Origin of the sequence: Curtobacterium sp. MCBA15_001 (assembly GCF_001864835.1) — a bacterium.
In the GTDB taxonomy this organism is placed as follows: domain Bacteria; phylum Actinomycetota; class Actinomycetes; order Actinomycetales; family Microbacteriaceae; genus Curtobacterium.
In genome coordinates, this window is sequence record NZ_MJGI01000003.1 from 45,681 (window position 1) to 68,357 (window position 22,677).

Sequence of the window (22,677 nt, forward strand, 5' to 3'; positions counted from 1 at the left end):
TCGGGGGTCGGGGGCTTCGGGGGGGGGTGGGTCAGTGGTCGGCGGGGACCGGGGCGAAGGTGTCCAGGCGCATCGTCGCGGTCGCACGGTGTGCGCTCATGCCCTCACTCGTGGAGATCACGTCCACCGCGTGTGCCACCGACGGCGTCGCCTCGCGGGCGATGCGCTGGTAGGTCAGCGGCTTGAGGTAGCGCGACACCGACAGTCCGGCGCTGTGCTTCGCGCCCCCGGCCGTCGGCAGGGTGTGGTTCGTCCCGGCCATGCCCTTGTCGGAGTACGCCACGGTGCTCCAGTGCCCGAGGAACAGCGACCCGTAGTTCGCCAGGTGGTCGTGGTACCAGTCGTCCTCGGCCGTCTGCACCTCGAGGTGCTCCGGCGCGAACTCGTCCATCACCCGGACGGCGTCCTCGCGCGAACCGACGAGCACCACCGAGCCGTGGTCCCGCCAGGCCGGGCCGCAGATCGGCTCCGTCGACAGGGTCGGCAGCTGGCGCTCGACCGCGGCCACCACGTCGTGCGCCAGGCGTTCGGAGGTCGTCACGAGCGCCGCCGGGGAGTTCGGTCCGTGCTCGGCCTGCCCGAGCAGGTCGGCGGCGACGACCTCGGCGTCCGCGGTGTCGTCGGCGATCACGGCGACCTCGCTCGGCCCGGCGAGCAGGTCGATCGCGACCGTGCCGAACAGCTGGCGCTTCGCTTCGGCCACGAAGGCGTTGCCCGCGCCGACGAGCATGTCGACCGGGTCCAGGTCGGTGTCGAGCAGCCCGAACGCCATCGCGGCGAGCGCCTGCACGCCGCCCAGCACGAACAGACGGTCGACGCCGGACAGGTGCGCGGCGTAGGTGACCGCGTCGTTGGCCCCACCGTCGGGCTGCGGCGGCGTGCACGCGACCACCGTCGGGACACCGGCGACCTTCGCGACGCCCACGGTCATGAACGCGCTCGCCGTCAACGGGAACCGGCCGGCGGGCAGGTAGGCACCGACCGCCCCGACGGGCACGTAGCGCTGTCCCACGACCAGACCCTCGGCGAGCTCGGCCTCGAAGTCGACCAGGTGCTCGCGCTGCATCGCGGCGAACTGCTGCGTCCGCGTCGAGCCGAGCTCGATCGCGGCGCGGAGGTCCGGAGCAAGGCGGTCGCCGCTCGCCGCGATCTGCGCTGCCGTCAGTTCGACGGGGGCGTCCTGGCGGTCGAGCTCCTGCGCGTAGCGGCGGATCGCGTCCATGCCGTCGCGCTCGATCTCGGCGAGCATCCGGCTGACCGTGGCCTCGACCTCGGGGTCGCGCTGCGCCGGCGGGACGTCGACGCCGGGGGCCTTGACGAACCGGAAGCGGTCACTGTTCCGAGCGGTGAAGCGGGAGGAGAGTTGCATGCGATCAGCGTGGCCGCGGATGCCGCGCCGAGAAAGCCCGAACTCCGGGTCGCAGCCATCGGGAAACACGATGGCGCGATGACTTGCCCCCGGAGTTCGTGCTTCCGGGTCGCGTCCTGTTCGTCTCGGTCAGGCGGTCATCTGGTCGTGACTGGTCTGCCGAGCGACGTCCTGCGTGGCCATCCGGTAGTGGTCCTCCCAGCCGGGCGTCCCCTTGCCGGCCATGTGCAGCGCAGTGCGCGCTGCAGTGATCGCGAGCACCATCGCATCGGCCTCACCGGCCGCTTCGAGGGTCATCGAGAACGTCAGCGAGTGCTCGTTCGCGTCGAGCTCGAGATCGGGGTCAGTGATGCCCGGGAGATCGAACAGCGCATCGGCGATATCAGTGAAGTCAGCCTCGAGCTGCTCGGCTGACACGTCCGGTGCGACGCAGCCGATGCGGAGGAAGAACGCGTTCATGGGGTTGCCTCCTGTGTCCAGCGGTGTAGTCGGGCGAGGTGGTGCCGCAGGTTGGTCAGGGAGTTGGGGTCTGACGGCGAGCGGTGCACGGTCTTCAGGTGCGCTCCGCAGGGACACTTCCCCCGGAAGTACTTCCTGCCCTTGATCAGGTGAAGTACCAGTACATCAGGAGGAGTCGCGGTGGTACACGCGGCGGCTCCACCTGTGGAGAAGTCCCCTGGCTGGAGCGTGGGCTTCGCACCACTGGTGCCCCTGGGGGGAGCAAAACTTTACCCCCAACCCCACCGTTCTCTCGGGTCTGGTACGACTGAACGAGGCGGCCTGACGATCTGATGACGAAGCTATCCTGCGCCCATGGTTGAGTCGTTGAAGACTATCGAGGAACAGGAGCCGCTCCTCGGCATCCTGGTAGACGGCGTAGCGGATAGCCCTTACCTCGGCGGCTTGCTGACGTTGGACCCCGCTCGGGGCGTTCGCGTGCGCTTCCCGTTCCTCGTCCACGACCAGACAGGTCAGTTCAAGCCGACCGATGACTGGTTGAGGAGCCGACAAGCATCACCTGGGATGCTCTTCCACTCGGACCGAGGCTCAGTCTCCCTCTTCCAATGCTCGATCGCCCAGACGGCCAGGCATTGGGGCGGGGGACGGGTTCCATCCGCAACCGTTGCCGCACGGGAGGCGGTGGTGGGTATTCGTCGTGGGAGCCTGGACGCTCCGCTGCTCGTTCGCGCTCTTCGTTCGCACGCCGATGGCCTCTCGGAGTGGACTGGTTTCAAGGCTTCCGACTGGGAGCCGACGCTCAACGAGCATGGGCGCATCAGGAGCATCACCGCGACGGTGGAGACTCTTGAAGAGTTCTCCTGGACGCAGGGCGATGCTCGCATGACACTGACGACCCACTGGGAGGGACGGAACGGTCGCGCAGGCTTGCACGTAGACGAGTCGGTGACACTGGCCAGTGATTTCGGAGAGAGCAGGTCGGTCGAGGACCACCTGGCTCAACATCGGAAGGTCCGCTCCCTCCTCGTCCTTATCTTCGGCAGGGGCATCTACTTCCGTAAGCATGAGGTGAAGGACGAGGCGTTCGGCCCCGAGTCCCTCTCTGACGATGAACCCCGATTGAGCCTCCTTGACTGGCAGCATCTGGTTACGAGGTCCACGGTTCGTGAGCAGTCCAACGCCACCCCTGACAGCAACCTGCTGCGCAGAGACGGTTTGGTTGGCCTCGCGGACGTTGAAGTGGGCGGGTTGGAGCGTTGGGCGCAGCTACCCGACCAGTGGAAGCGGGTGATTGACCCCACCGTCGGGCTTCTCATGCGCGAGCGACCCACTGTCGAGGATGTTGTCATCAGCACCAATTTGAGCTTGGAGGCCGCTGGTCATCTCCTCCCGCCTGCTCCTAACGAAGAAGAGACGTGTGTGGGCGGGACACGCCCGACGACCGCCACCTGGGTCCTACGGTGCCTGGCCCGCACGGGGCTGAACTTCTCTGCTTTCGCAGACAGCACTGTTGGTCTGGCGAGGGCAGTCGCGAACAACTACAACGGCATCAAGCACTTTGACCGCGGCGAGTTACCTGACCTGGTGCACACCTGGCTCATCGGGCAGGTTTCGCTCTTGACAGTGCGAGTGGTCGCTCTGCGGGAGCTTGAAACGGACTCAGGACTTCTCAGTGACTTCGCCGCTTCCGAACTCGCTCGCGACCTCAGCGGTGACTTTGAGGGTGAGCAGCTCTGCATCGGACGAGACGGGCAGTTCCACTCCACAGTCTCGTGAGCGGTTGCGGCTTTACCGCCGACTGACGGCGCTCCCCCACACCCAGACGGAGTGGGTCGCTCCGCCGTGCGTTGTGTACTGCACGAGGACCGCTTTGCTGGTATGAGCGATGACTCGCCCTTCTACCTGCACAGCCGTCTCGGGATACCTCACCCAGGCGGTGACGGGAACAGGGGTCTCTTCCTCCACCACGGGTCGCCCTTCCAACTCCTGCTCACTGAGGCTGACGGGGCGGGGCCTGGTGATGAAGTCGTTGAGTGCGGCAGGTGATGGTGGCCGTTTGCTGCTCATCGTGTTGCTCCTCCTGCCTGCTGGTGCGTACGCTGCACCCTATTCGAACATACTTTCGAACTGAGGGAGACGCGGATGTTGCAGCGGGAGCGAGCAGCCCAGCAGGAGGTGGCCGTGTGGTTCGTGAACGGCGAACCCGCTCGGCTCGTGGTGGACGGGCAGAGGTGGAGAATCATCGCCGACACCGTGCAGACCCACCGCGGGGAGCTTCCGTACATCCCGCCGATGCTCACGCATGCCCCTCAGAACGCCGTGATCGGCTACGAGTTCACCGCCGAACGCGCAAACGGCGGGCAACAGCAGGCCGTCACGATTCACGCCGAGGGACACAGTTGGGTGCTGGGATGACGGCCAGTGTCGGCGGTTGCCGACAGACTTCGCCCGCGTACCTCACAATAGAGGGACCGTCCGATCCGAAGGAGAGCCCCCTGTGACTGCTGAGCTATCCAGCGTTGAGATTTGTGCTGGTGCTGGTGGTCAGGCTTCTGGGCTTGAAGCCGCAGGCTTCAACCACGAACTGGCCGTTGAGATCGAACCTCCTGCCGCGGCCACGCTGCGCCTCAACCGCCCCGAGTGGAACGTTCACGAGGGCGACGTGCGCGAGGTCAGCGGCAAGGACTACAAGGGCATCGACCTGATCGCTGGCGGTGTCCCCTGCCCTCCGTTCAGCGTTGCTGGCAAACAGCTTGGCGAGGCAGACGAGCGCGACCTCTTCCCCGAGGCGCTGCGCCTCGTGCGTGAAGCACGACCCGCTGCTGTCATGTTGGAGAACGTGAAGGGGCTGGCTTCGGCTCGGTTCGCTCCGTACCGCCAATCCATCCTTGAAGAGCTGGACCAGCTCGGGTATGACGCTGACTGGAAGCTTCTTGAAGCCGCTTCGTACGGTGTGCCGCAGCTGCGTCCTCGGTTCATCCTCGTTGGGATGAAGCGGAAGTACTTCCGTAAGTTCACCTGGGGTGTACACGAGGGCATCACCACGACTGTTGGTGAGGCGCTGCACCCCTTCATGGCTGCCGAGGGTTGGAGCGGCGCTGATGCTTGGGCTGCTCGTGCGAACCGTGTTGCTCCCACCCTTGTGGGCGGCAGCAAGAAGCACGGAGGAGCCGACCTCGGCCCGACGAGGGCGAAGGCCGCATGGCTGACCCTCGGAGTTGATGGACGCGGCATCGCGGACGAAGCGCCGAATGAGGACACTCCGCACAACCACATCCCTCGTTTGACCCTGCCGATGGCGGCAGCTATTCAGGGCTTCGCGCACGACTGGGAGTTTGCGGGCCGCAAGACCGCGGCGTACCGCCAGATCGGGAACGCGTTCCCTCCGCCCGTTGCAGCTGCTGTCGGTTCGCAGATCATGCGTGCACTCCACGGAGTGGCGGTGCAGCGCCACGAGGAACGAGCTGTCCCTCTGCTCTCAGCGGTCAGCTGAGGCCGTCGCTCTTTTTCTCTCGCTCCAAGCGACGGATCAGAGGAGCGAGTGGTTCGTCGGGTAGCGGTACCCACCTCGTCAGGGCGTAGTCCGTCACGATGCGACCAGAAGGAAGCTTTCGCTTCTTCGTCTGGTAGTCGATACCGAGCTCACGAAGCTCACGCGTTCTCTTCTGCCAGTCCTCCTGGTACTGCTTCATAGAAGCGACCGCGCCAAGCAGTTCTGATGGCACAAGCCCTCCGTCGAAGGCTTTGAGGAGCATGGCGATGCGGCGGTGCGGTTCGTCGTAAGTTGCCGCTTGCTGAATCTGCTGCCCGTACTGGTCGAACTCGCCGTAGTAGTCCTTTTTGCCAGCGTTGCAATCCACGCACAGAGGTTGAAGGTTCTCCTCCGCGTCGGACCCGCCCCATGCTTGCGGCAGGATGTGGTCAACCGCGAGCTTCACGCCGTCCTCCCGAACAGTGCGTCCGCAGTTCTTGCACGCTCCCGATTGCAGCACATGGAAGCGAACACGGTTGCTGATGCCAGTCGCCTCAGCAAGTTCCTCAGGGAGCCACCCGACCAGGTGGTACCGATGACCCTTCAAGTTCTCTATGAAGAAAACCTCTTTGAGGTCACGGCGACGACGTTGCAGCTGAGAGTTACGCACGCCAGTTATCGCAGCCACGTAGTCGCTGATTTCCTTGTCCGTTGGCGGGTTGTGCCGCCACTCGTACAGGCAAGCGTAGATGTGCTGATGAGCGAGGCTGGCTCGGCTCCTCCGCTTCAACGCGGTCACGAGCTCGTCACTGTACGGAGACGGGAGTGGGCGAGCATCGGTCACGAAACTGGACCATAGCCGGCGATCGGCCGAGTCCCGACAAGCTCAGCTGCGGTTGCAGCACAGTGTCAGTTCAAGGACTTCACTTCGCTTCTACGACGACTCCGCTGCGGAACCACCACACCAGTGTCGCTGCGAGCATCACGGCGGCTCGCGCCTGCTCAATCGTCACGTCTGAATACTCCTTCGCCCCATGCCGCGAGTCATGGCCCCGCCAGAGCGTGCGGAGCATCGCAGCAAGACTCTTCGCCCCAGGAGCCTTGTCCGAGTCGCGGAGCGTCAGCTTCCACTTCGGGTTCTCGGCTTCCAGCACCGAGAAGAGGTTCGCAAGGGTCGGCTCGGGCATACCAACAGAGATGACGGCGAAGGCTGCGCTCTCCACCGCGACCACCGCGTTGTAGTAGGCGACAGACGCGCGCGGGTTCGTACCGAACGCATCCACCCAGGCTTCCTGCAACTTTTGCGCTGCAACGTCCGACGCACCCAGAGCCTCGGTGACGGCGAGAGCAACACCCTCAGGTACCCGCTCCACGATGACGCTCCGCCCGCCAAGCACACCAGCCGTCCACTTGCTACCAGCACTGCTCAGCACTTGCTCAACGTCCGCGACCTGCGCGTCGTTCCCCTGGTACTGCGAGCGCGACCAAAGGACGTAGTGGAGAAACAGGAGGAACGTCTTGTCCTCCGCCGTCCGCAACCAGGGAACCATTTGGCTGGACCAGTGCACGTCCTCAGCGGTGAAGCCGAAGCTGCCCTTCATCGCCAACTGGAAGTCGGTCAGAAGCTGGGAACTGAACCAGTTTTTCCCCTGCGGCACGAGCCGCCGCTTGAACCACGGGACGAGAGCTTCACGAAGCCAGATCGGAAAGTCGTCAACCAACACCCCCTCCGCTCCTGTCGGTACGGGAGGCTGCCAGTCGTCGGGTCCAGTCACATGTGCAGGTTACACAGAGCGAACGACATCCCTGATGGTTCTTCATCATCAGTGGTGTCGTCGGCTCATTCGTTCAGGTCAGACGCTGGCTCCTGCTCAGGCCAGTCCCAATCCTCAACTTCCACGAGGGCTTCCTGCTTTTGCCACTTCTTGTTCATGCTCACTCCAATGCTCGGTTGTGCGGTGGAAGCTCACCAGCTGCCGAACGACGGACAGTTTTTCGGTGGTCAGTGATTCGTTGAACCCGATGACGGCTGCATGTTCGGTGAGCGTGTGAACGTCCTTGCCTGGGTTATCTGTCAGAGCCTCCTCGCAGCAGTAGATAAGCGTGAACAAAATTGTGGCCTCTGCGAGGGACAGCTGAACGCGGACCCGATTTGATGGCAGCCCCCACTCCGTGAAGATGCCTTCCTGGAAGTGCTGCCAGTGTTCAAGGATGTTGTTGTAGAACTCGTAGCGCTCCTCCTCATTGAGGGCGCGGCGAGATGCTGGTACTGCTGTGAGTGTGATGATGCTCATAATGTTTCCTTTTCGGTTGGTTACAAGCATTATCGGTTGTTGATGCAGAAACGACCGTTTGTGCATCAACTTTTTCGCGATCTATTTCTGGCATGATTCCACCCCAAATATGATGCAGAACTTGATGCACATGGCCTGATGCAGAAACCCTCACCGATAGGAATTGCATAACCAACACGAAAGGACCAACATGAACATTGGTTATGCGCGCGTCAGCACGAACAGTCAGGACACAGAAGCACAGGTAGAACAACTTACAACCGCAGGAGCGGAGCGCATCTACACAGACGAGGCCGAAAGCGGAACAAAGACTCACCGCCCAGGGTTGGACAGCATGCTCGATGCTTCACGAGCAGGGGATGTCATCATGGTGACGAAGATTGACCGCCTCGGGCGAAGCCTGATTGACCTCGTAAATCAGGTGAACGGATTTCATGACCGAGGAATCCAGCTCCGTATCCTGGATCAGGACATTGACACCACCACCTCGCAGGGACGGCTGGTGTTCAACTTGTTCGCCAGCTTCGCTGAGTTTGAGGTTGAACTCATCCGTGAACGGACGCGGAAGGGCTTGGAACACGCTCGCTCACAAGGGAGAATCGGCGGGCAGCGGCCCGCCTTCACCACGGAGCAGGTGAAGAAGGTTCGCAAGCTGTACCGCGTGAACAAGCTCTCGCAACGTGAGATAGCGGCCCAGCTCGGAGTGAACCAATCCACCGTGTCACGAGCGCTGCGCGACTCAGACTGAACCCAACCCGACAACGACCCCCGTCAAAAACTTCGGGGGTCGTTTCTGGTTCGCCAGTTCCCCGCGGCCTGCTCCCGCTCGTGGATGCGGTTGATGAGCGTCCATGCGGAACGACGGGTTTGCTCTTTACTGCTCGGTTCCAGTAACACTGCGGCAGCGACTACTCGACACGCTCCCGCCTGGTCAAGGTCAGGTAGGTAGGCGAAGTCCAGTCTTCGGACTGCTCGTTGCGCCTTTCGCAAGCCCGCTCGGAGGAAGCGTGAGGATCGGCCTGGGTTGCGGACAGCAGCAACCCAGCGCTCCGCCTCAGCATCAGTGAGCCGAGCGATTCGGAGCCAACGACGAAGCTCTCCCTCCCCCTGCGGTATCGCCATCAGGCGGTCCACTCCATCAAGGGGGCGCAGCGAACCAGCCGCGTCCTTCCACACCTGCTGCAACAACAGAAGGATGTAGCTGTTCACAAGCTGCGGGTGCGAGCAGCAAGTGTCCACCACGGCGCGCCAGCACGCGGTAGCGGCCCGGCCCTCGGGGACGAAGCTGTACCGCTGCACCGTGTCTGCGCGGATGAGGACGCACGCGAGCTGCACGACGTTGAGGAGGGCGGCACTACTATTCACGCGCCCCAAAGAGTGGAGGATGCTGTCCAGTTCCTCCCGCATGCCCTGTTGCTCGTTCATGCCTGATTCCTATCGGGCATCAGCAGGGGACATCCTTTTGAGTACCCGTTTCCTTCAATCGGGTACTCAAAAGGATGTCCCTCACATCGAGGGAGCAAGCTGCTTTCCGAGTTGGTAGCGGAAGACATGCTTGCTCAGCTCTGGAAAGGCTTCATCCATGGCATCACTCACAGCGTCCACCACACGCTCATATACTTCATCGCCCCCAGGTTGGCCTTCGCACCGTCTGACGAGCGCATCATAGTTCGTACAAGAATGGCGGAGATAGTTGGTTGTGATCCGACCGAGGAACTCAGCGCTGGAAGCTGCGTCCGCATAATTCCGATCCCACGGTTGTAGTTCACGTGCTGCGTTGTACTCTGCGACAGCATAAGCGATAAGCTGCTCGTGTGAGCCATTGAAGAAAACGTGCACTTCTGGCGTTCCGAACTCCGAGAGGAACTTCTCCGCCGCCGCTTCCTCTGCTTCTGCCGCCCTGCGCCGCCGCTGCTGAGCAGCGTCTGCCGCGGTCAGGGAACGCTTGGTACTCTTCGCCGTCCATTCGCTCCAAGCAGGGGACGCTTCCACCTTCTCCACGCGCGAAAGATCGTAGAGCTTCATGGGAGCAGCCGAGCGGTATCGCGGGTTACTGCGAGTTGCGTCGGGCTGACCCAAAAACCTCTTGACTGCTGCGTCCGTCCAACCAGTTCGCTCCTTCACTCCACTGAGAGTGAGTTGTTGCTCTGCCATGATGTCCTTCCCTTTCGTTGATGCTTTCATAATATCAGTATCGGCTATTCCACCTCATTTTCAGCGATTTTCTCGTAGGTACGCGGATGAGTTTCCAATCGGGCACCCGAGAAAGACATGAACAGATAGAAGAACCCCCTCACCTGGATTCGGGTTCCTGATGAGGGGGTTCGCTTGCGAGGAGAACTACGACTTCTTCTCCTCCATAATGGAGCGAGCAGCCGCCAGGTTCGCTTCTGCCTGCTTGAACTCAGCCTCCGCGTTCTGCACCGCCTCCTCCACGGCACGGCGAGCTGCACGGGCAGCGGCAGATGCCTCAGCCGCCTCAGCCTTCTTCTCCGAAGCCACCTGCTCTGCCAGTTCAGCCGCCAGCACCAGTTCGGGGATACTGAGAGCCGAAGGCGTGGTCGCCTCCGCCATGCGGGGATTGCTTGCACCACGGCCCCGCTGCGGCGCGACGGGTTTGCCCTGCGCGTCCAGCCAACCGACCTGCACGAGGTGCGAGCGGGTCACCTTCCACTCCTTCCCCTTACCACTGGTGTTTGCACCAGCAGCAGCCAGCTTCTCGGCGGAGGCGTTCACGCCTGCGTAGGAGCGGCCCGTGAGCGCCGCCACCTGGGAGAGGTTCAGGGTGTCCTCCTTCGGCTCCTGCGGCTTCTGAACCGCCTCGGGAGCGACGCGTGCGGTCACCGTAGCCTGCTGCCGCTCCTGCTTCTGCTCGGGCTTCACAGCGGTGTTCCGTGGCTTCTCCTGCGCCTTCTGCGGGGCGGTGGCGGCCTGTGGCTTGCTGTTCACCTTCTCCTCCTGCTTGCTCTCGGCGGGCTTCGTGGCTGTGGGAACCGTGGCGGTGGCGTTCATGGGGTTTTCCTTGTTGTTCTGCTCGGTGCTGTTGCTCTGCTCCTTTTTGACGCTCGTGTGGCTCATGCGAACTTCCGCCCCCACTCCTGCCGCACCTGCGCCCAAGGGGTGGCCTGAGTCAGCTCCTCGTTGCGGATAACGGCGGGATGCCCTGGTGCCAGGAAGATGTCTGCCAGCTCCCACAGTGCGAAGTAGCCGAACTCGGCGTTCGCGGTGTCTCCTTGCAGGCACACGAAACCGAACGCGGTGTAGTTCTGCTCGGGCGACAGTTCCATCACGAACCAGTCGAACGGGAGCTGCTGCGAAGGGATGAAATAGTGAGCATGAACGAGCTTCTGCTCTACGAGAACGTCCTCTGTGGCGTACAGCGCAGGGATACCGCGCAACACCTCCTCGGGAGGCATGAACGGCCGATCACGGAAGGAATCTGTGCGGCTGGTGAAGGGTGGAAGCTGCATGGGTCGAAATGGTGCTCACAACCTCCGACATTTGCAACCCTCCGCCTCGAACTTCTTTCAGAAGAGCGTTGGATGCCCTGGTTCCTCCTGTGCGGTGGGTGCTACTACATGCTGCTCTGCATGGCGAGCCTGTTGCTCCCGTTCTCGTAGTTCCTTAGGCTCAACCGCTCGCAGATGCTGCCCACCGTTTTCTATGTCCCCTTTGGGTACCCGATTGATAACTTTCGTGTCTTTTTGCACTGATGGCCGAAGCACCTCCGCGAGAGCTACCCACGCACTGACGAACTCCCAGCCCTGCGCCTGTTGCGTAGCGCGGTCCAGGTTGTAGGTGAGGAACACGGCTGCTGGAACGGCCCCCTGCTTGCCCTGCCAGTGATGGCGGAAGCCCACCACCTTCGGAGCATCATTCCCCTTGCCCTCGGCATCGCCGCCCTCAGCGAGGTAGGAGCGAGGGCGAACGAAAAAACCCGTCACAACTTGACCTGCTCGCTCCTCCACCACCTGCACGTTCCAGAACTGAACCTCCCAAGGCTCAGCGAGGCGGAACGTACGGGCACGGGAATCGTAGGCTCGCTGCTCCTCATCGCGAACCCGAGCTATCTCCTCGGAAGAGAGGACCACTCCCCTGTGGTCCTCAGCAGCACCCACGAGCGCACCCACGGCTTCTTCCACCAGCTCGGGAGCTTCATCGCTGCCAAACTGCTCTTGCAGCCATGTGAGAGCCTGTCGCTTGATGCAGTACCCCTGCCATGTTTCATCCACCGCGTGCCACAGAATGACTTTCAGCGCATCGGTGATGCTGAGCTTGCTCTTTGTTCGGGCGCTGAACCGCTCAGCATGCTGCTGCAAGCGCTCCCCCATGAACTGCACCCATAGCCGCTCCCACTCCTCACGTGAGGCAGGAGCCAAACAAGCAAGCAGCAGGTTCAAGTCCCCGAGGTACTTCCTCCCGTTCAGCCCAGGCTTGAATCTTGTGCCAGCCCAGATGCGGTGCCAACAGTGGAACTTCCCGCCGTGGCGGTAGGTGACGCGCTCCGTGTAGCTCGGTAGTTGTGGTGTTGGTTGCATGAGATAACCCCTGGTAGATGATGTTGCTTCTACCAGGGGTTATCTGCTGTTCTACGTGATTTTCCGTGAAACTCTCGTACTTATTTCGGCTGGGCATTCATTCGCTCCGCATAACGCCGCAACGCAGTTGCGAACGGCATACTTGGAATGAACCCGCGCGGGTCTGCTTCAAGCAGTTGAAATGCGGTGAACATGCTTGCACTAAGCCCGTAACACTCAGCTTGCTCCTGTACCCAGGCATAGGCCCGCAGGGGAATCTCAACCCGCACCACCGCCGAATCACGGCTGTGTTGGTTGAGATAGTTCACAAACGTTCGTTGTAGGTGCTGCTTCTCGGATTCGGCAGTTCGTGCAGGAAGATCGGTCACGAGCGCGAGGCGGTCCGCATTTGGTACACCGATGAACTCACCCGCTACCTCAGCTGGGAGCGTTGCGAAGACGCTCTGATGTGTTTTTGGCAATTGTCTTTCCTTTTGTTGGTTTTTGTTACACTACCTTTATCTGTTCGTTTACCTCATTTTCGGCGATGTTCTCGTAGATACCTTGCGAAAAGTTTCAATCGGGTACTCAAAGGGGGCGTGATCGGCATAGATACAACCATCAACATGTCCCCTTTGAGTACCCGATTGCATGCACAAGGCCCCGCACTGTTTTCAATGCGGGGCCTTCTCGGGGCGGGGGCCTTGACTATTTGTTGAGCAGAACCTGGCCTGCCGCGTGTTCCTGCTGCTGTTCAAGTGTCTGCCCGAACTGGTTGCGGTCCGCGGGTCTGTCTCTCATTAAATGGAAGATGATAGTGACGAAGACAGCAATGACGGCTGCGAGAACAAGCAGGGTGGGCAAGCCGTAGATGACGAGTGGGCTGGTGGACAAAGTAATCATGAGTTCTCTCCTCGGTTATAGATTTGTGCTGCTTCCTCTTGTGAAAGACGCGGCGGATTGCTGAGCTGCTGCAACTTCTTCCGACGCACTGCGCCATGGCGCATAATTGCCACAAGGGAAATGAAGGCGATATAGAGCAGAATGAGGAAGAGAAGAGTGAGCTGCACCTGCTGCGCGGCTGAGAGCTTCAAGGAGTCAGGGCTTCCCACTGCTTTCACCTGGCCAGCTGCTGTTTCCTGCTTCGGTTCAGCGGTTGCGGTTCCGTTCGGGCTGCTCGGCGCATTGTTCGCATCGCTGGCGCTGCTGCCATTCGCTGCAACAGGTTCGCTCTCGCGGGGGCCAAGTTCAGGCTTCCCATTGGTACGTGTTGGTGCGCTCTTCCCAGGAGGTGCTGGTGTGTTTGGAACAGCTACTGCTGGCTTCGTAGGGCCACTTGCAGGCTCAGTAGGAGTGCCAGGAGCGAAAGGCTCCGCAAGAGGCGCAGACGGCTTTTCAGGGGTTGCTGGCGCGGTTGGGGTGGTTGGTGCTACAACGGGGACGGTTGGCCCGCTGACCAGCGGAGGAGCGGGAGCAGTTGGCTTCGTTGTTGGCTCCGCAGGCTTCGTTGGCGCGGTTGGAGAAGTAGGGGTGGCTGGCTCAGTGCTTGCATGAGCAGTTGGCTCACTCGTTGCAGGAGCAGTTGGGTCGGTGCTTGGCCCACTGTCACCTGGCTCGGCCGCGTAATCGTTCGCCTCGGCTACGGAGTAGCTGGTGCTGGTGAGTGGGTACACGACCCCACCAGCGCACAACTCGCCCTCCTTGCAGTCCACACCCTCATCACCCTTGGCCTGCTTCCATGCAGGGAGGTCGTACCAGCTGTCGCCCTGCACACTGGTGAGTTCAGAGAGGGTGAGCTGGTACTGCTTCCCGCTCTCAGCGGTGGCCGTCACGTGAACGTCCACGCGAGCCAACCAGCCCACCTGGTTCAGCTTGGAGCCTGTCTCCTCCTTGAAGGAGGGAGCCGCGAACTTGACGTTCACGCGCTCCTCCGTACTCATGTCTTTTTTCACCACCGCTGTCGAGTCGCTGAGAATAGCGGTCACGTCAGGCTTCAAGGAGGTGACCTTCCCACTCGTGGAAGGAGCAACAGCGCCGTCAGGGGCCAGCTTCTTCCACTGGACAGGCGTGAGAGGTGTAGCGCTCACGCTCTCTACTTCCAGTTGTTCCCACTGGCCCGCCCCGAGTGTGAGAGGAACGGAGACTGAGGCTGGGACGTTCTCGAAATCGGTCACGCCGTCCAGCCCCTCAGAACTGGAACCATCGCACTGTTCCATCCCTCCCGCGAAGCCAGGAGAGGTGAGGGAGCTGGGTGTGTAGGTGGTACAGCCATCCCATGGTGAGTACTGGGAGGCGCTGTTCTGATACTGCACAGGAGGCAGCTCAGGGCTTGCACTACTACTGGTGCTGCTGGTGCTGTTCAAAGCAGGAGCCAGTGCAAGAAGCGGAAGAAGGAGAAGCGAAGTCGCTCCCCCAATGTATGAAAACATAATGCAGTTCCTTTCTTTGGTTCTTTGATTCCTATCGGGAGGAACGCGAAAGGCTGCGTATGGATGCGAAAACCCCGCTGGTAACGCATCCAGCGGGGTTTTCAGAAACCTACAATACGTTCGCTTTCAGGGGCATAGCCTCCCTTCATTCGCTGAGTGAGTATCAGTCGTTTGAGATGGCGCGGAGGCCAACCAAGCCGAGATTCGCAAGGCGGGAGCCATCTCCATAGGAGATGGTGGATTCGGGGAAGCTCTTACTGAGTTCCTTGTTGAGGCAAGACGTGTCCTTAAATCCGCAAGCGTCGGTTGCATCAGCAGCTGCGTTCGCTACGTAGGATTCGGTATAGAGCTTTGCAGCATCATCACGCACGTTCTGAGGTACGACCGAGGTCCCTGGTTTCTCCTCCACTTCACAACCTCCATCGCTCTGGGTGCACAGGATATTCCAGTAGTGCGCGTCTGCATCGCCTTCGGTGCCGTCAGAGTCAATCGGATAGATGTACGTACTAATCACGGAGAACTTGAACTGCACGGGTGCAACATAACCTCCGCCGCCGCCTGAACCGCAGTTCGGGCCTCCATGTGAGCAATCAACGGGAGTGCTGCCACCGCTACCCGAACCGTCAGATGGGTTCGGCGTGTTACCAAGCTTCTCAATCACGGGGAAGTCGCCCGTGCAGTCAGGGTTTGGAAGCTCCTCAGCGGTGGTCTGCTGAGTCTTGCCGCCATTTTCGGTGTAGAACACCTTGCCAGTCTGAGAGAGCGAGGCCGCTACGTAACAACTGCCATCCTGCCCAGTTGCAGCCCCAAGATATTGGGAAGGCTTACCAATCAAGCCCTGGTCCAGCAGCTGGTCATAGGTAGCGAAGTTCTTACCAGATTCGGCTTGCGCAACAGTGCGCGTGCTGACGCTTGCCCCAACGAGTGAGGCGCTGTTGTCAGCGTCAGGAGAAGCAGCGAGGCCGCTGTATACGTTCTCCGCTGTAACGACGGAAGCGAGGGACGCTTTCGCCGCGTTGTCTTGCGCCCATGGAATCACAGCGAACACGGTTGCTGCAATCACGCCACCAATGAGACCGATGACGATGATACCGACCATGATTGAGGCAAGGTCAATCGCGCCGTTCTCAGAAACGAAAGTTGAGCGGAGCGAGCGGGCGGAGGCAGTGCGTTTCGCACGAGACAGGAGGGAAGTTTGCATGATATACCTTTCATTGGTTGTGGTATATCTATCGGCTGTTTCACACAAACGTGCAAGAAATGCAGAAGAGCGGCGTGGTGGTTGCTATCCAAACCAATGAAGGGAACATAATGTTCTCCGCAGCCACCACGCCGCTCTACTTCTTATCCCTATCGGGCGGCAGAGCGGCTACGCGCTGCTTCCCGAAAAAGAAAGTTCCCCCGCCAGGGAATGGCGGGGGAACTACATCATGAACACGCAAGCACTTGCGTACTTCCGTTATCGGCTACTCACGCTGCTTCCGCTGCTTCCGCTCTACCTACTTTCTTCATCGGGGGGGGGGGGGTACACACCCAAATCAGGATATTCCCTGAAAGGGCTACTTTCTACTCGCTTCCCAAGCTTTGGCTCTACGTAATAGCTGCTTGGCTGCCTCGCGTGAAAGCTGCATGTTTTCCCCAACCTCGCGTGTGGTCAAGCCCGCCTCGGTGAGGGCGAGAGCCGTACGGTAACGCTCGGGCGCTGCTTTCACGTGCGGAGCTTGGGAGGAACGGAAGGCTTGCAGTTCGGAGAAACCCTCAGGGGTGATGTGTTTCCATGTCCAACCTGCAATGCTGCGGGCGATGGTGTACAGCTCGCTGCTCTTCAACTGCTGCTCGGAAGGGTAGAAGTAATCATGAAAGCGGTGAACCTCAACGGTTACTGCTTCCAGAAAGCTGTCGTAGTGCTGGTGGAACTTTCGCTGCTTGTACGCCCAGGTACGTACCGTCTCAAAGGTGGTGCTATTCCTGCCTTCCCCTGATTCCGTCAGGGTTGAGTGTTCGGTGGCGGCAGTACGAGGAGTGAACGGCTCAAACTCGGACAGCGGGAACAGATGGTCAGTGCCCCACTCGGTGATGAACGCATCATGGAAGGGATTACTGGTGAGCTGTTCGGTGTACTTCGCATCCGCTCCGAGTGCTGCTCTGAGGCGCTGCATGATGTCGCTGCGGTAGCGGCGCGCAGCTTCGGTTCCCATGAAGCCTGCGAGGTTGAAGCGGATGTGAGCATGACCACTGGCTCGGCTCACCGTGGTGAGGCTCGGCTCAGGGATGATGCCGTCTTCCCATACGGCGGTTTTCACCGCCCAGGAAGCCTGAGGGTGGTCCAAATCAAGGGTAATGCAGTTCGGGGCCTGCTTTGCGGTGGTTTCAATGAGGCGGTAGCTGAGCGCATCTGAGCGGCTACGGCGGTACGACCCGAGCCGCTTCGGGTCGTTACTTGCGAGCGGGTAGCGAGGATTCCATAAATCGGTGAAGTCGTCGGCGGTGAGCATGATGTTTTCTCCTGGTGATGTGCGTGTGTTCCTTTCGTTGACTGTCTGTATGAGCTGGTGATGAATCCAGCGCATCTGCGCTTTGCATATAACTATCGGCAGTCTCTCACATCTTTACGTTTCGTCACATTTTCAGCGATTTGGCATGAAGAAAGCCCACAGCTACAAGAGCTGTGGGCTTCACTTCTATCTCCAAGAGTGGGGCCTTGTGTTCCCCTCGCAGGGCATCACACCTACATACTTATTACTATCGGCTACTCATTCCGCTTCCCATCACTTTCCCCGCTCGTTACTTTCACCTCAGGGGGGTACACACCCAAGTCAGGATATTCCCTTGAAGGGCCTTCCGTACCCTCAAATGAATCAACCCCTCAGGCAAGTAGCACCTGAGGGGTTGATTTGGACCCACCAGCTCATCAAATGGAATGAGTGAACAACTTGAACACTCAAAAGCCGTTATCTGCTGGCTGATGTGGGTGGGAGGTAGAGAACAGACCGAGAGGTTAAGGTTGAACTCCCACCCACTTTTGATATCTATCGGAACCAGCACGGCCCCCTGCAACTGAGCTGCGGGAGGCCGTGCCAGGATTTCCATCCCGAGGATGTGGTGCTGCTGGTTGCAGCAATTGGAAGCGTAGCAGCCGTTTTGCGGGCTTGGAAGTCCGTTTTGACGCAACGACCCACGAGAACGCTACAAACACGCCAGCGGCCCTCCGGTGGCTTGCTGAGGCACATTCCGCGTTCATGCGGTGGCGAATGGGTCGGTGGGGTGGGTGTCGGGTACTGAGAGGACGGGTTGATGAGTACCCGATTGCACGCCCAGCACGATACAGGCCATGTCCCCTTTGAGTACCCGATTGCACTCCCACTTCGGGCTGGAAAAACCTCTCGTTTGATTGCTGATTCGCCCTACGGCGATAGGAATACAGCACCCAACGAAAGGGAACTACATCATGTTTCACGCAATCAGCTCGGGCTATGCGCTCCACATCCACTCACCGCACACCAGCAAGCAGCTTCTTCGCCGTCAAGTTCAGAGTAGGAGAAAGCAGCAACTCACCAGGCTCGCCGCAGGTGTTCTACTGGCGGCTACTTTCGTGTCTTTTCTGACCGCGGCGTTCACGGCAACCGCTGCTACCTCGCAACAGGCTCGCGCCAACGTGATTTCGGACCTGGTGTGCGTCAGTGTGAGCGACGGCTCCGAAGCAGGCAGCTTCTCCAAGTCCGAGCAGTTCAAGGCACTTGGTGGTTCCACCGCTTCCATGAGGGAAGTTCTCCCTGGCACGAAGAAGCACCCCACCAACCTGAACGCGCTCCTCATCCCAAACAGTGCGGGGGCTGTCACCGCTCTGCCGAAGAAGTACACCGTCACTGCTCTTGAACGTTACGGGGCTGCGAACCCTCAGTTCAGCAGTTGGACTCCTGGCTTCAAGGACTCGGGCGGCTTCACCTTCCACGGAGTGGCAGCGCGTGATGCGGGTGTCGCTCAGGACGGCTCGGGGAACGTGAGTGTGGGAACCGCTGCTGGGAGTGAGGAGCTGCAAGCAGGGAGCAGCAAGCTCTTCACCAGTAACCCCGTTGCCTGCACGAACCTGAGCGGTGAAGTCACCACCCTTGCCGCCAACACACTCTCTGTTCCTGCTCGCCTGCTGGTCACCGTGACCGCACAGGTGTTCACCTCCACCCTCGGGCAGGGCATCAGTGATGAGGACTCGGTTCTGCATCCCCTCGTAAAGGTCGTGGACACCCTCATCACGGGCAAGGGCGGACTCAGGGACACCCTCTTCGTTCCGTTCCTCATCCCCGTGATTCTGCTCGGCGCAGTCTGGGTCGGCTACATGGGCATCGTCAAGCGTGCAGCTGTCGTCGCTCTGCAAGGGACTGTGTGGATGGTTGCAGCCGTTTCGATGGGAACTGTCTTCCTCGCGCAACCCTCACTGGTTCCTGGTTATGTGGACGGCTTTGTTCAAAAAGTCAAAGTGATTGTGAACGACGGTGTGAACGTCAGCCAGCCGTCCGACTCTCTCTGCAAGGCGAGCGGCGAGAACGTCACCTCTCGGCAGAGCGCCTGCCTCCTCTGGGAAGCCGCCATCTACCAGCCTTGGGTTTCAGGCCAGTTCGGAACAACCTCCACTGCGACAGGCTCAGCCCTTACCACCGACCCGCGGGGCATCTTGAAGAACTCCTCCTACGTTGCAGCCCGTGGGAAAGAGAACGTCAAGTTCAGCAACTGGGCTGAGTTCCAGTTGGACCGCTCATCCACGAACCGAGCCTTGCAGGTTTCCGAGGTGGCGTACACACAACTCGGCACTGGGAGCAACGGGTTGTGGGCTGGGGATTCGCAGGGTCAGATTACGCAGGCAGTGATGATGAACATCACGGCCCTCGCAGTCTGCTCGTTCCCGCTGCTGCTGAGCCTCACCAGCCTCATGTTGCAAATCCTCACGCTGCTTGCGATTGCACTCGCGCCGTTCTTCTTACTCCTCGGCATCATCCCGAGCTGGGGAACCCGAGTTATCCTGCGCTGGTTTGAGCTGCTCGCAAACATCGGTATCCGCTCAATCGTCAACATCGCGGTCTTCGCTATCTACATGCTTGTGTTCGGGCTGATGATGTCAGCGAACGTTCCCACCATCCTGGTGGTGGTCCTCACCATCGCTCTCGGGCTGACCATCTTCAAGATGCGCGGCTTCCTGAACTCAGCAAGTACGGCTCGCTTCGGTGGGGATGCGCGCTTCGGGCTGCCAGGTGCTGGCAAGCTCACCGCAGCTCTCTCGGGAGGCGGGGTAGCTCTCGCCACGGGTAACCCCTTCGCTGGCATGGCCGCAGCCCGTAGGGCGAAGGAAGATGCCGCAGCGTTCACGCCGAAGGGCGGTAAGGTCGGAGGAGGGAACGGCTCCCCCGTGGCCGACGTGAAGCCGCTGTTTGATGCGGGGCGACAGGTGAACAGAGCCGCGGCTTCTTCCCCTACCCCAGCGGCTCCTCCCGCCCGCACCGTGGAGGTCGTGCAGCAGGTAGCGCCAGTAGTACAGCGAACAGCACAGCCGCAGCCTGCTCCTGCTCCTGCTCCTGCTCCTGCTCCTGCTCCTGCTCCTGCTCCTACCCCGCAGCCTCAACGGCATGTCTTTTCTCAACATGGGCAGCAGGAAGCCAACCCGCAGCCGACCGCGGCAGCGCCAGTTCCACCAGCGCCGAAGCCTGCCCGAGCTGAGGGGAAGCCGCCGTTCAACCCGAGCAGTGGAAGCCCATCAGCTCAGCCCCATAGCCCGAAGCCGAAGGTGAAGGTGAACAGCAAGCCCGCTTCTTCGGCTCCCTTCCCTCGGTAGCGAGAACCCCCTCACTTGAAACAGGTGAGGGGGTTCTTCTTCTCTTGGGGACATGTTTTTACGTACCCGATTGTATCGCGCAGTCAGGTCCCTTTTGAGTACCCGTTCGAAACTACGGGAATGAGGGTGAACGAAGCGCATGCAATAAAAGGGGGACATGACATCGGGTACCCGTTTAGCCGATAGGAATAAAGGAAATAGACGAACGCAATCGAAAGGAAGTATCCCATCATGTGCAGAGCGAAAGAACACGGCGGGCGCAGATGCCGAGCGCATCAAAAAGAGTGGCAGGAACTCACCGTTGAGGAGCAGGACGAGCTTCTCCGCTTGGAAGAAGAACGACGTAATGCGAAGAAGCGGAGCGAGCGAGTCACGGTTCGTATCACCCGTCAGCAGCAATCCTGGTTACTGGCGCAGCAGGTAACGCCTGAGGCGGCCCACAATCGTGTCGTAAGCACACCGTTCCTTACTGAGCGCTCCCTCGCGCAGGTGATCGCTGCCTCCGAATCAGCAGCGATCAACGCTACCGAGGAGCAGAACAAACAGCAGCCAGGTAGCCGAACACCCGCATCAGGTAGCCCCGCTCCGATGAAGATGAAGCTGAGTCTGACCAAGGAAGAAGACGCAGTGCTTCAAGTGGAAGCGGCCCACTACGGGCTGCCAAAAGCAGAGTACGCTCGCCGCCAGCTCACGGAGGAAGACGTGCGCCGCCATCCTCTCAGTATGGGGACAGATGCTCGCCAGGTCCGCGAAGCATGGCTGCACATCCCCGAGGGTGACCGCCGCGAACTTGTGCAGCAGCGCGTGAGCGCCGAACAGCAGATTGCACAGTGTAAGGAACGCATGCGCGACTTGGAACGAGTCATCATCCTCAAACGTGGTACGGGAGACGAAGAAGACTACGAGCAGGTGGGAGCCGCAATGCGCGAGAAGGCTCTATTGAAACTCAGCTTGGAGGAACTGCAAGAGCAGCACGGAGCGGAGATGCAGCGGAAGCGCGAGGCCACCCTCCGCCGCGAGCAGGGTGTCCAGAAGTTGCGAACAGCGTTGAACATGAGCATGGCGGCAATGCGCCTCGTCAAGAGTAGAAAGCACTCTGAGGCTTTCATCCTCGGGTTCGGTGCTGTGGCGGTTGGTGTGGCAGCCCGCCATGCCCGCCGCGATGCGTAGCTATCAGCTCGAAGCTCCACACACTGACTCCCTGTTCAGCGTGTGGAGCTTTCTTCATACACAGGGGACATCGTTTTGGGTACCCGTTTATATTCGGACTCGTCCCCTACGGGTACCCCTTTTTCTCGTCCCCCTACGGGTACCCGTTTATATTGTTCAGTCCCAGAGAACCCCGACTGCTCATACACATTCAGTCGGGGTTTACCACGAACCAGTTCGCGCCGATTGCCAATCGAGCGAGCTGGATCGTTCCCTGAACTCGCGCAAGCGGCCCGAGGGCCACGATTTCAAGAAGCCGCGCCTCAACAACCCTCTCGTTCATCTTCAATACGACAAGAACGTCTCCGCTGATGCAAGCAATCGCAGACAAGCAGATGGCGAATCCTTGAACCACCCGCTCACCTACTACTAACACCTCACCGCGCCGCAAACTCCTGTCAAAGCCGTCCCTTTTGGGTACCCGTTTACATTCGGGCTTCGCCCTCAAAAGAAACTATCTCCTCCCCCGACATCAGCTTGCGCCAGCACACACGCCCCCGCACCAAATAACCAAACCCACACAGCCCCGCAGGGAACAACAAGGCGCGCATCAAAGCTCGCCGTCTGAGAGCTTGGGGGGAATCAAGAGGGTGGTACGCCCCTCTTGCACTCTCGCAGTGGTGGACACTGCGAACGGGGTCAAGCAGCGTTCGCTGCTGTGGGGATGTTCGCGGGGAGGCTGGCCCCCGCGTGACCGCAGTGGTCACCCTGCGCACCTTGTTCACATGTGCAGAGAGTGAGCAGGGTTGTAGGGGTTGCAACCCCTACGTCAGGTCCTCTGACTTTGCGGCGTAGCCGCTGTGTTGTTGTTGTCCCCCTCCCCTACCCAAGGTTCCGTTCCTGCGGTACTCAGGCACCCACTTCTGCTTCTCTTCTTCTTTTTCTCTTCTTCTACTACTTCTGCTGGTAATTGCTCACAGTGCGATGTTCACTCTGTGAACTGGTAGCAGGCATGCGCACTGCATGTTCACATCCGTAGGAACGCTCTTCTTGATTCGTCGGTGTAAATGAACAGTGAACGCGTGTTCACTTCTCCATGCTCCGCAGGAACCATCACTTGCTGAGGAGTGAACTCACTGCGCACATGGTGTGTTTGCAGGCCATTGT

Annotated in this window: 21 protein-coding genes; 6 read left to right on the forward strand and 15 right to left on the reverse strand. The window is 60.3% G+C overall.

Annotated features, from left to right (window positions below):
* Positions 1 to 31: 31 nt before the first annotated feature.
* Together hisD and BIU90_RS00855 are read right to left on the reverse strand one after the other, a co-directional pair.
* The gene (hisD, locus tag BIU90_RS00850) at positions 32 to 1,369 is read right to left on the reverse strand and encodes a histidinol dehydrogenase (RefSeq protein ID WP_071298358.1); all 1,338 of its coding nucleotides are present in this window, start codon (positions 1,367 to 1,369) and stop codon (positions 32 to 34) included.
* Between the two features lie 129 nt (positions 1,370 to 1,498).
* A complete protein-coding gene (locus BIU90_RS00855; protein ID WP_071298359.1) occupies positions 1,499 to 1,828 on the reverse strand; it encodes a hypothetical protein in 330 nt (109 codons plus the stop codon).
* 354 nt (positions 1,829 to 2,182) lie between these two features.
* On the opposite strand from BIU90_RS00855, the gene BIU90_RS00860 reads away from it, so the two are divergent.
* The 3 genes from BIU90_RS00860 to BIU90_RS00870 all read left to right on the forward strand — a co-directional run bounded on the left by BIU90_RS00860 (position 2,183) and on the right by BIU90_RS00870 (position 5,321).
* A complete protein-coding gene (locus BIU90_RS00860; protein WP_071298360.1) occupies positions 2,183 to 3,604 on the forward strand; it encodes a hypothetical protein in 1,422 nt (473 codons plus the stop codon).
* A 405-nt stretch (positions 3,605 to 4,009) separates the two neighbouring features.
* On the forward strand, positions 4,010 to 4,243 hold the full coding sequence (locus BIU90_RS00865; RefSeq protein WP_139195037.1) for a hypothetical protein: 234 nt from the start codon (positions 4,010 to 4,012) through the stop codon (positions 4,241 to 4,243).
* An 82-nt stretch (positions 4,244 to 4,325) separates the two neighbouring features.
* The gene (locus BIU90_RS00870; protein WP_071298362.1) at positions 4,326 to 5,321 is read left to right on the forward strand and encodes a DNA cytosine methyltransferase; all 996 of its coding nucleotides are present in this window, start codon (positions 4,326 to 4,328) and stop codon (positions 5,319 to 5,321) included.
* Here the strand turns inward: BIU90_RS00870 and BIU90_RS00875 are convergent.
* The 3 genes from BIU90_RS00875 to BIU90_RS18020 all read right to left on the reverse strand — a co-directional run bounded on the left by BIU90_RS00875 (position 5,314) and on the right by BIU90_RS18020 (position 7,594).
* Positions 5,314 to 6,099, reverse strand: a complete 786-nt coding sequence (locus BIU90_RS00875; protein ID WP_175470098.1) for an HNH endonuclease — start codon at positions 6,097 to 6,099, stop codon at positions 5,314 to 5,316. The genes BIU90_RS00870 and BIU90_RS00875 overlap by 8 nt on opposite strands.
* A 124-nt stretch (positions 6,100 to 6,223) precedes the next feature.
* Entirely contained in the window at positions 6,224 to 7,024 is an 801-nt protein-coding gene (locus BIU90_RS00880; RefSeq protein ID WP_071298364.1) for a hypothetical protein, read from the reverse strand.
* 165 nt (positions 7,025 to 7,189) lie between these two features.
* Positions 7,190 to 7,594: a hypothetical protein gene (locus BIU90_RS18020; RefSeq protein WP_139195038.1), complete on the reverse strand. Its 405-nt coding sequence runs from the start codon at positions 7,592 to 7,594 to the stop codon at positions 7,190 to 7,192.
* 190 nt (positions 7,595 to 7,784) lie between these two features.
* Here BIU90_RS18020 and BIU90_RS00885 point away from each other — a divergent pair, with 190 nt between their 5' ends.
* Positions 7,785 to 8,342, forward strand: a complete 558-nt coding sequence (locus tag BIU90_RS00885) for a recombinase family protein (RefSeq protein WP_071298365.1) — start codon at positions 7,785 to 7,787, stop codon at positions 8,340 to 8,342.
* 23 nt (positions 8,343 to 8,365) lie between these two features.
* Here BIU90_RS00885 and BIU90_RS18025 read toward each other — a convergent pair whose 3' ends face one another.
* The 10 genes from BIU90_RS18025 to BIU90_RS00910 all read right to left on the reverse strand — a co-directional run bounded on the left by BIU90_RS18025 (position 8,366) and on the right by BIU90_RS00910 (position 17,035).
* Positions 8,366 to 9,019: a hypothetical protein gene (locus BIU90_RS18025; RefSeq protein ID WP_139195039.1), complete on the reverse strand. Its 654-nt coding sequence runs from the start codon at positions 9,017 to 9,019 to the stop codon at positions 8,366 to 8,368.
* A gap of 81 nt (positions 9,020 to 9,100) precedes the next feature.
* Complete coding sequence (locus tag BIU90_RS18030) at positions 9,101 to 9,619, reverse strand: hypothetical protein (RefSeq protein WP_139195040.1); 519 nt, start codon at positions 9,617 to 9,619, stop codon at positions 9,101 to 9,103.
* Between the two features lie 315 nt (positions 9,620 to 9,934).
* On the reverse strand, positions 9,935 to 10,672 hold the full coding sequence (locus BIU90_RS00890; protein ID WP_071298366.1) for a hypothetical protein: 738 nt from the start codon (positions 10,670 to 10,672) through the stop codon (positions 9,935 to 9,937).
* On the reverse strand, positions 10,669 to 11,064 hold the full coding sequence (locus BIU90_RS00895; protein WP_071298367.1) for a hypothetical protein: 396 nt from the start codon (positions 11,062 to 11,064) through the stop codon (positions 10,669 to 10,671). Before BIU90_RS00895 ends, BIU90_RS00890 begins: the two co-directional genes overlap by 4 nt.
* 57 nt (positions 11,065 to 11,121) lie before the next feature.
* Positions 11,122 to 11,994 carry a hypothetical protein gene (locus tag BIU90_RS18035; RefSeq protein WP_139195041.1) on the reverse strand — a complete coding sequence of 291 codons (873 nt, stop codon included), beginning with the start codon at positions 11,992 to 11,994 and terminating at the stop codon, positions 11,122 to 11,124.
* A 218-nt stretch (positions 11,995 to 12,212) separates the two neighbouring features.
* Positions 12,213 to 12,440: a hypothetical protein gene (locus tag BIU90_RS18040; protein ID WP_139195042.1), complete on the reverse strand. Its 228-nt coding sequence runs from the start codon at positions 12,438 to 12,440 to the stop codon at positions 12,213 to 12,215.
* A 379-nt stretch (positions 12,441 to 12,819) separates the two neighbouring features.
* A complete protein-coding gene (locus tag BIU90_RS00905; RefSeq protein ID WP_071298369.1) occupies positions 12,820 to 13,014 on the reverse strand; it encodes a hypothetical protein in 195 nt (64 codons plus the stop codon).
* The gene (locus BIU90_RS18045; protein WP_139195043.1) at positions 13,011 to 14,285 is read right to left on the reverse strand and encodes a hypothetical protein; all 1,275 of its coding nucleotides are present in this window, start codon (positions 14,283 to 14,285) and stop codon (positions 13,011 to 13,013) included. Before BIU90_RS18045 ends, BIU90_RS00905 begins: the two co-directional genes overlap by 4 nt.
* Before the next feature lie 418 nt (positions 14,286 to 14,703).
* The gene (locus BIU90_RS18050; protein ID WP_139195044.1) at positions 14,704 to 15,741 is read right to left on the reverse strand and encodes a hypothetical protein; all 1,038 of its coding nucleotides are present in this window, start codon (positions 15,739 to 15,741) and stop codon (positions 14,704 to 14,706) included.
* A gap of 358 nt (positions 15,742 to 16,099) precedes the next feature.
* A complete protein-coding gene (locus BIU90_RS00910) occupies positions 16,100 to 17,035 on the reverse strand; it encodes a replication initiation protein (protein ID WP_071298370.1) in 936 nt (311 codons plus the stop codon).
* A 953-nt stretch (positions 17,036 to 17,988) separates the two neighbouring features.
* Here BIU90_RS00910 and BIU90_RS18515 point away from each other — a divergent pair.
* Together BIU90_RS18515 and BIU90_RS18060 are read left to right on the forward strand one after the other, a co-directional pair.
* Positions 17,989 to 20,361, forward strand: coding sequence for a hypothetical protein (locus BIU90_RS18515; RefSeq protein WP_175470099.1), 2,373 nt, complete (start codon positions 17,989 to 17,991; stop codon positions 20,359 to 20,361).
* A 231-nt stretch (positions 20,362 to 20,592) separates the two neighbouring features.
* Positions 20,593 to 21,531 (forward strand): hypothetical protein, encoded by a 939-nt coding sequence (locus BIU90_RS18060; protein WP_139195045.1) that lies wholly within the window; start codon positions 20,593 to 20,595, stop codon positions 21,529 to 21,531.
* Positions 21,532 to 22,677 lie beyond the last annotated feature (1,146 nt).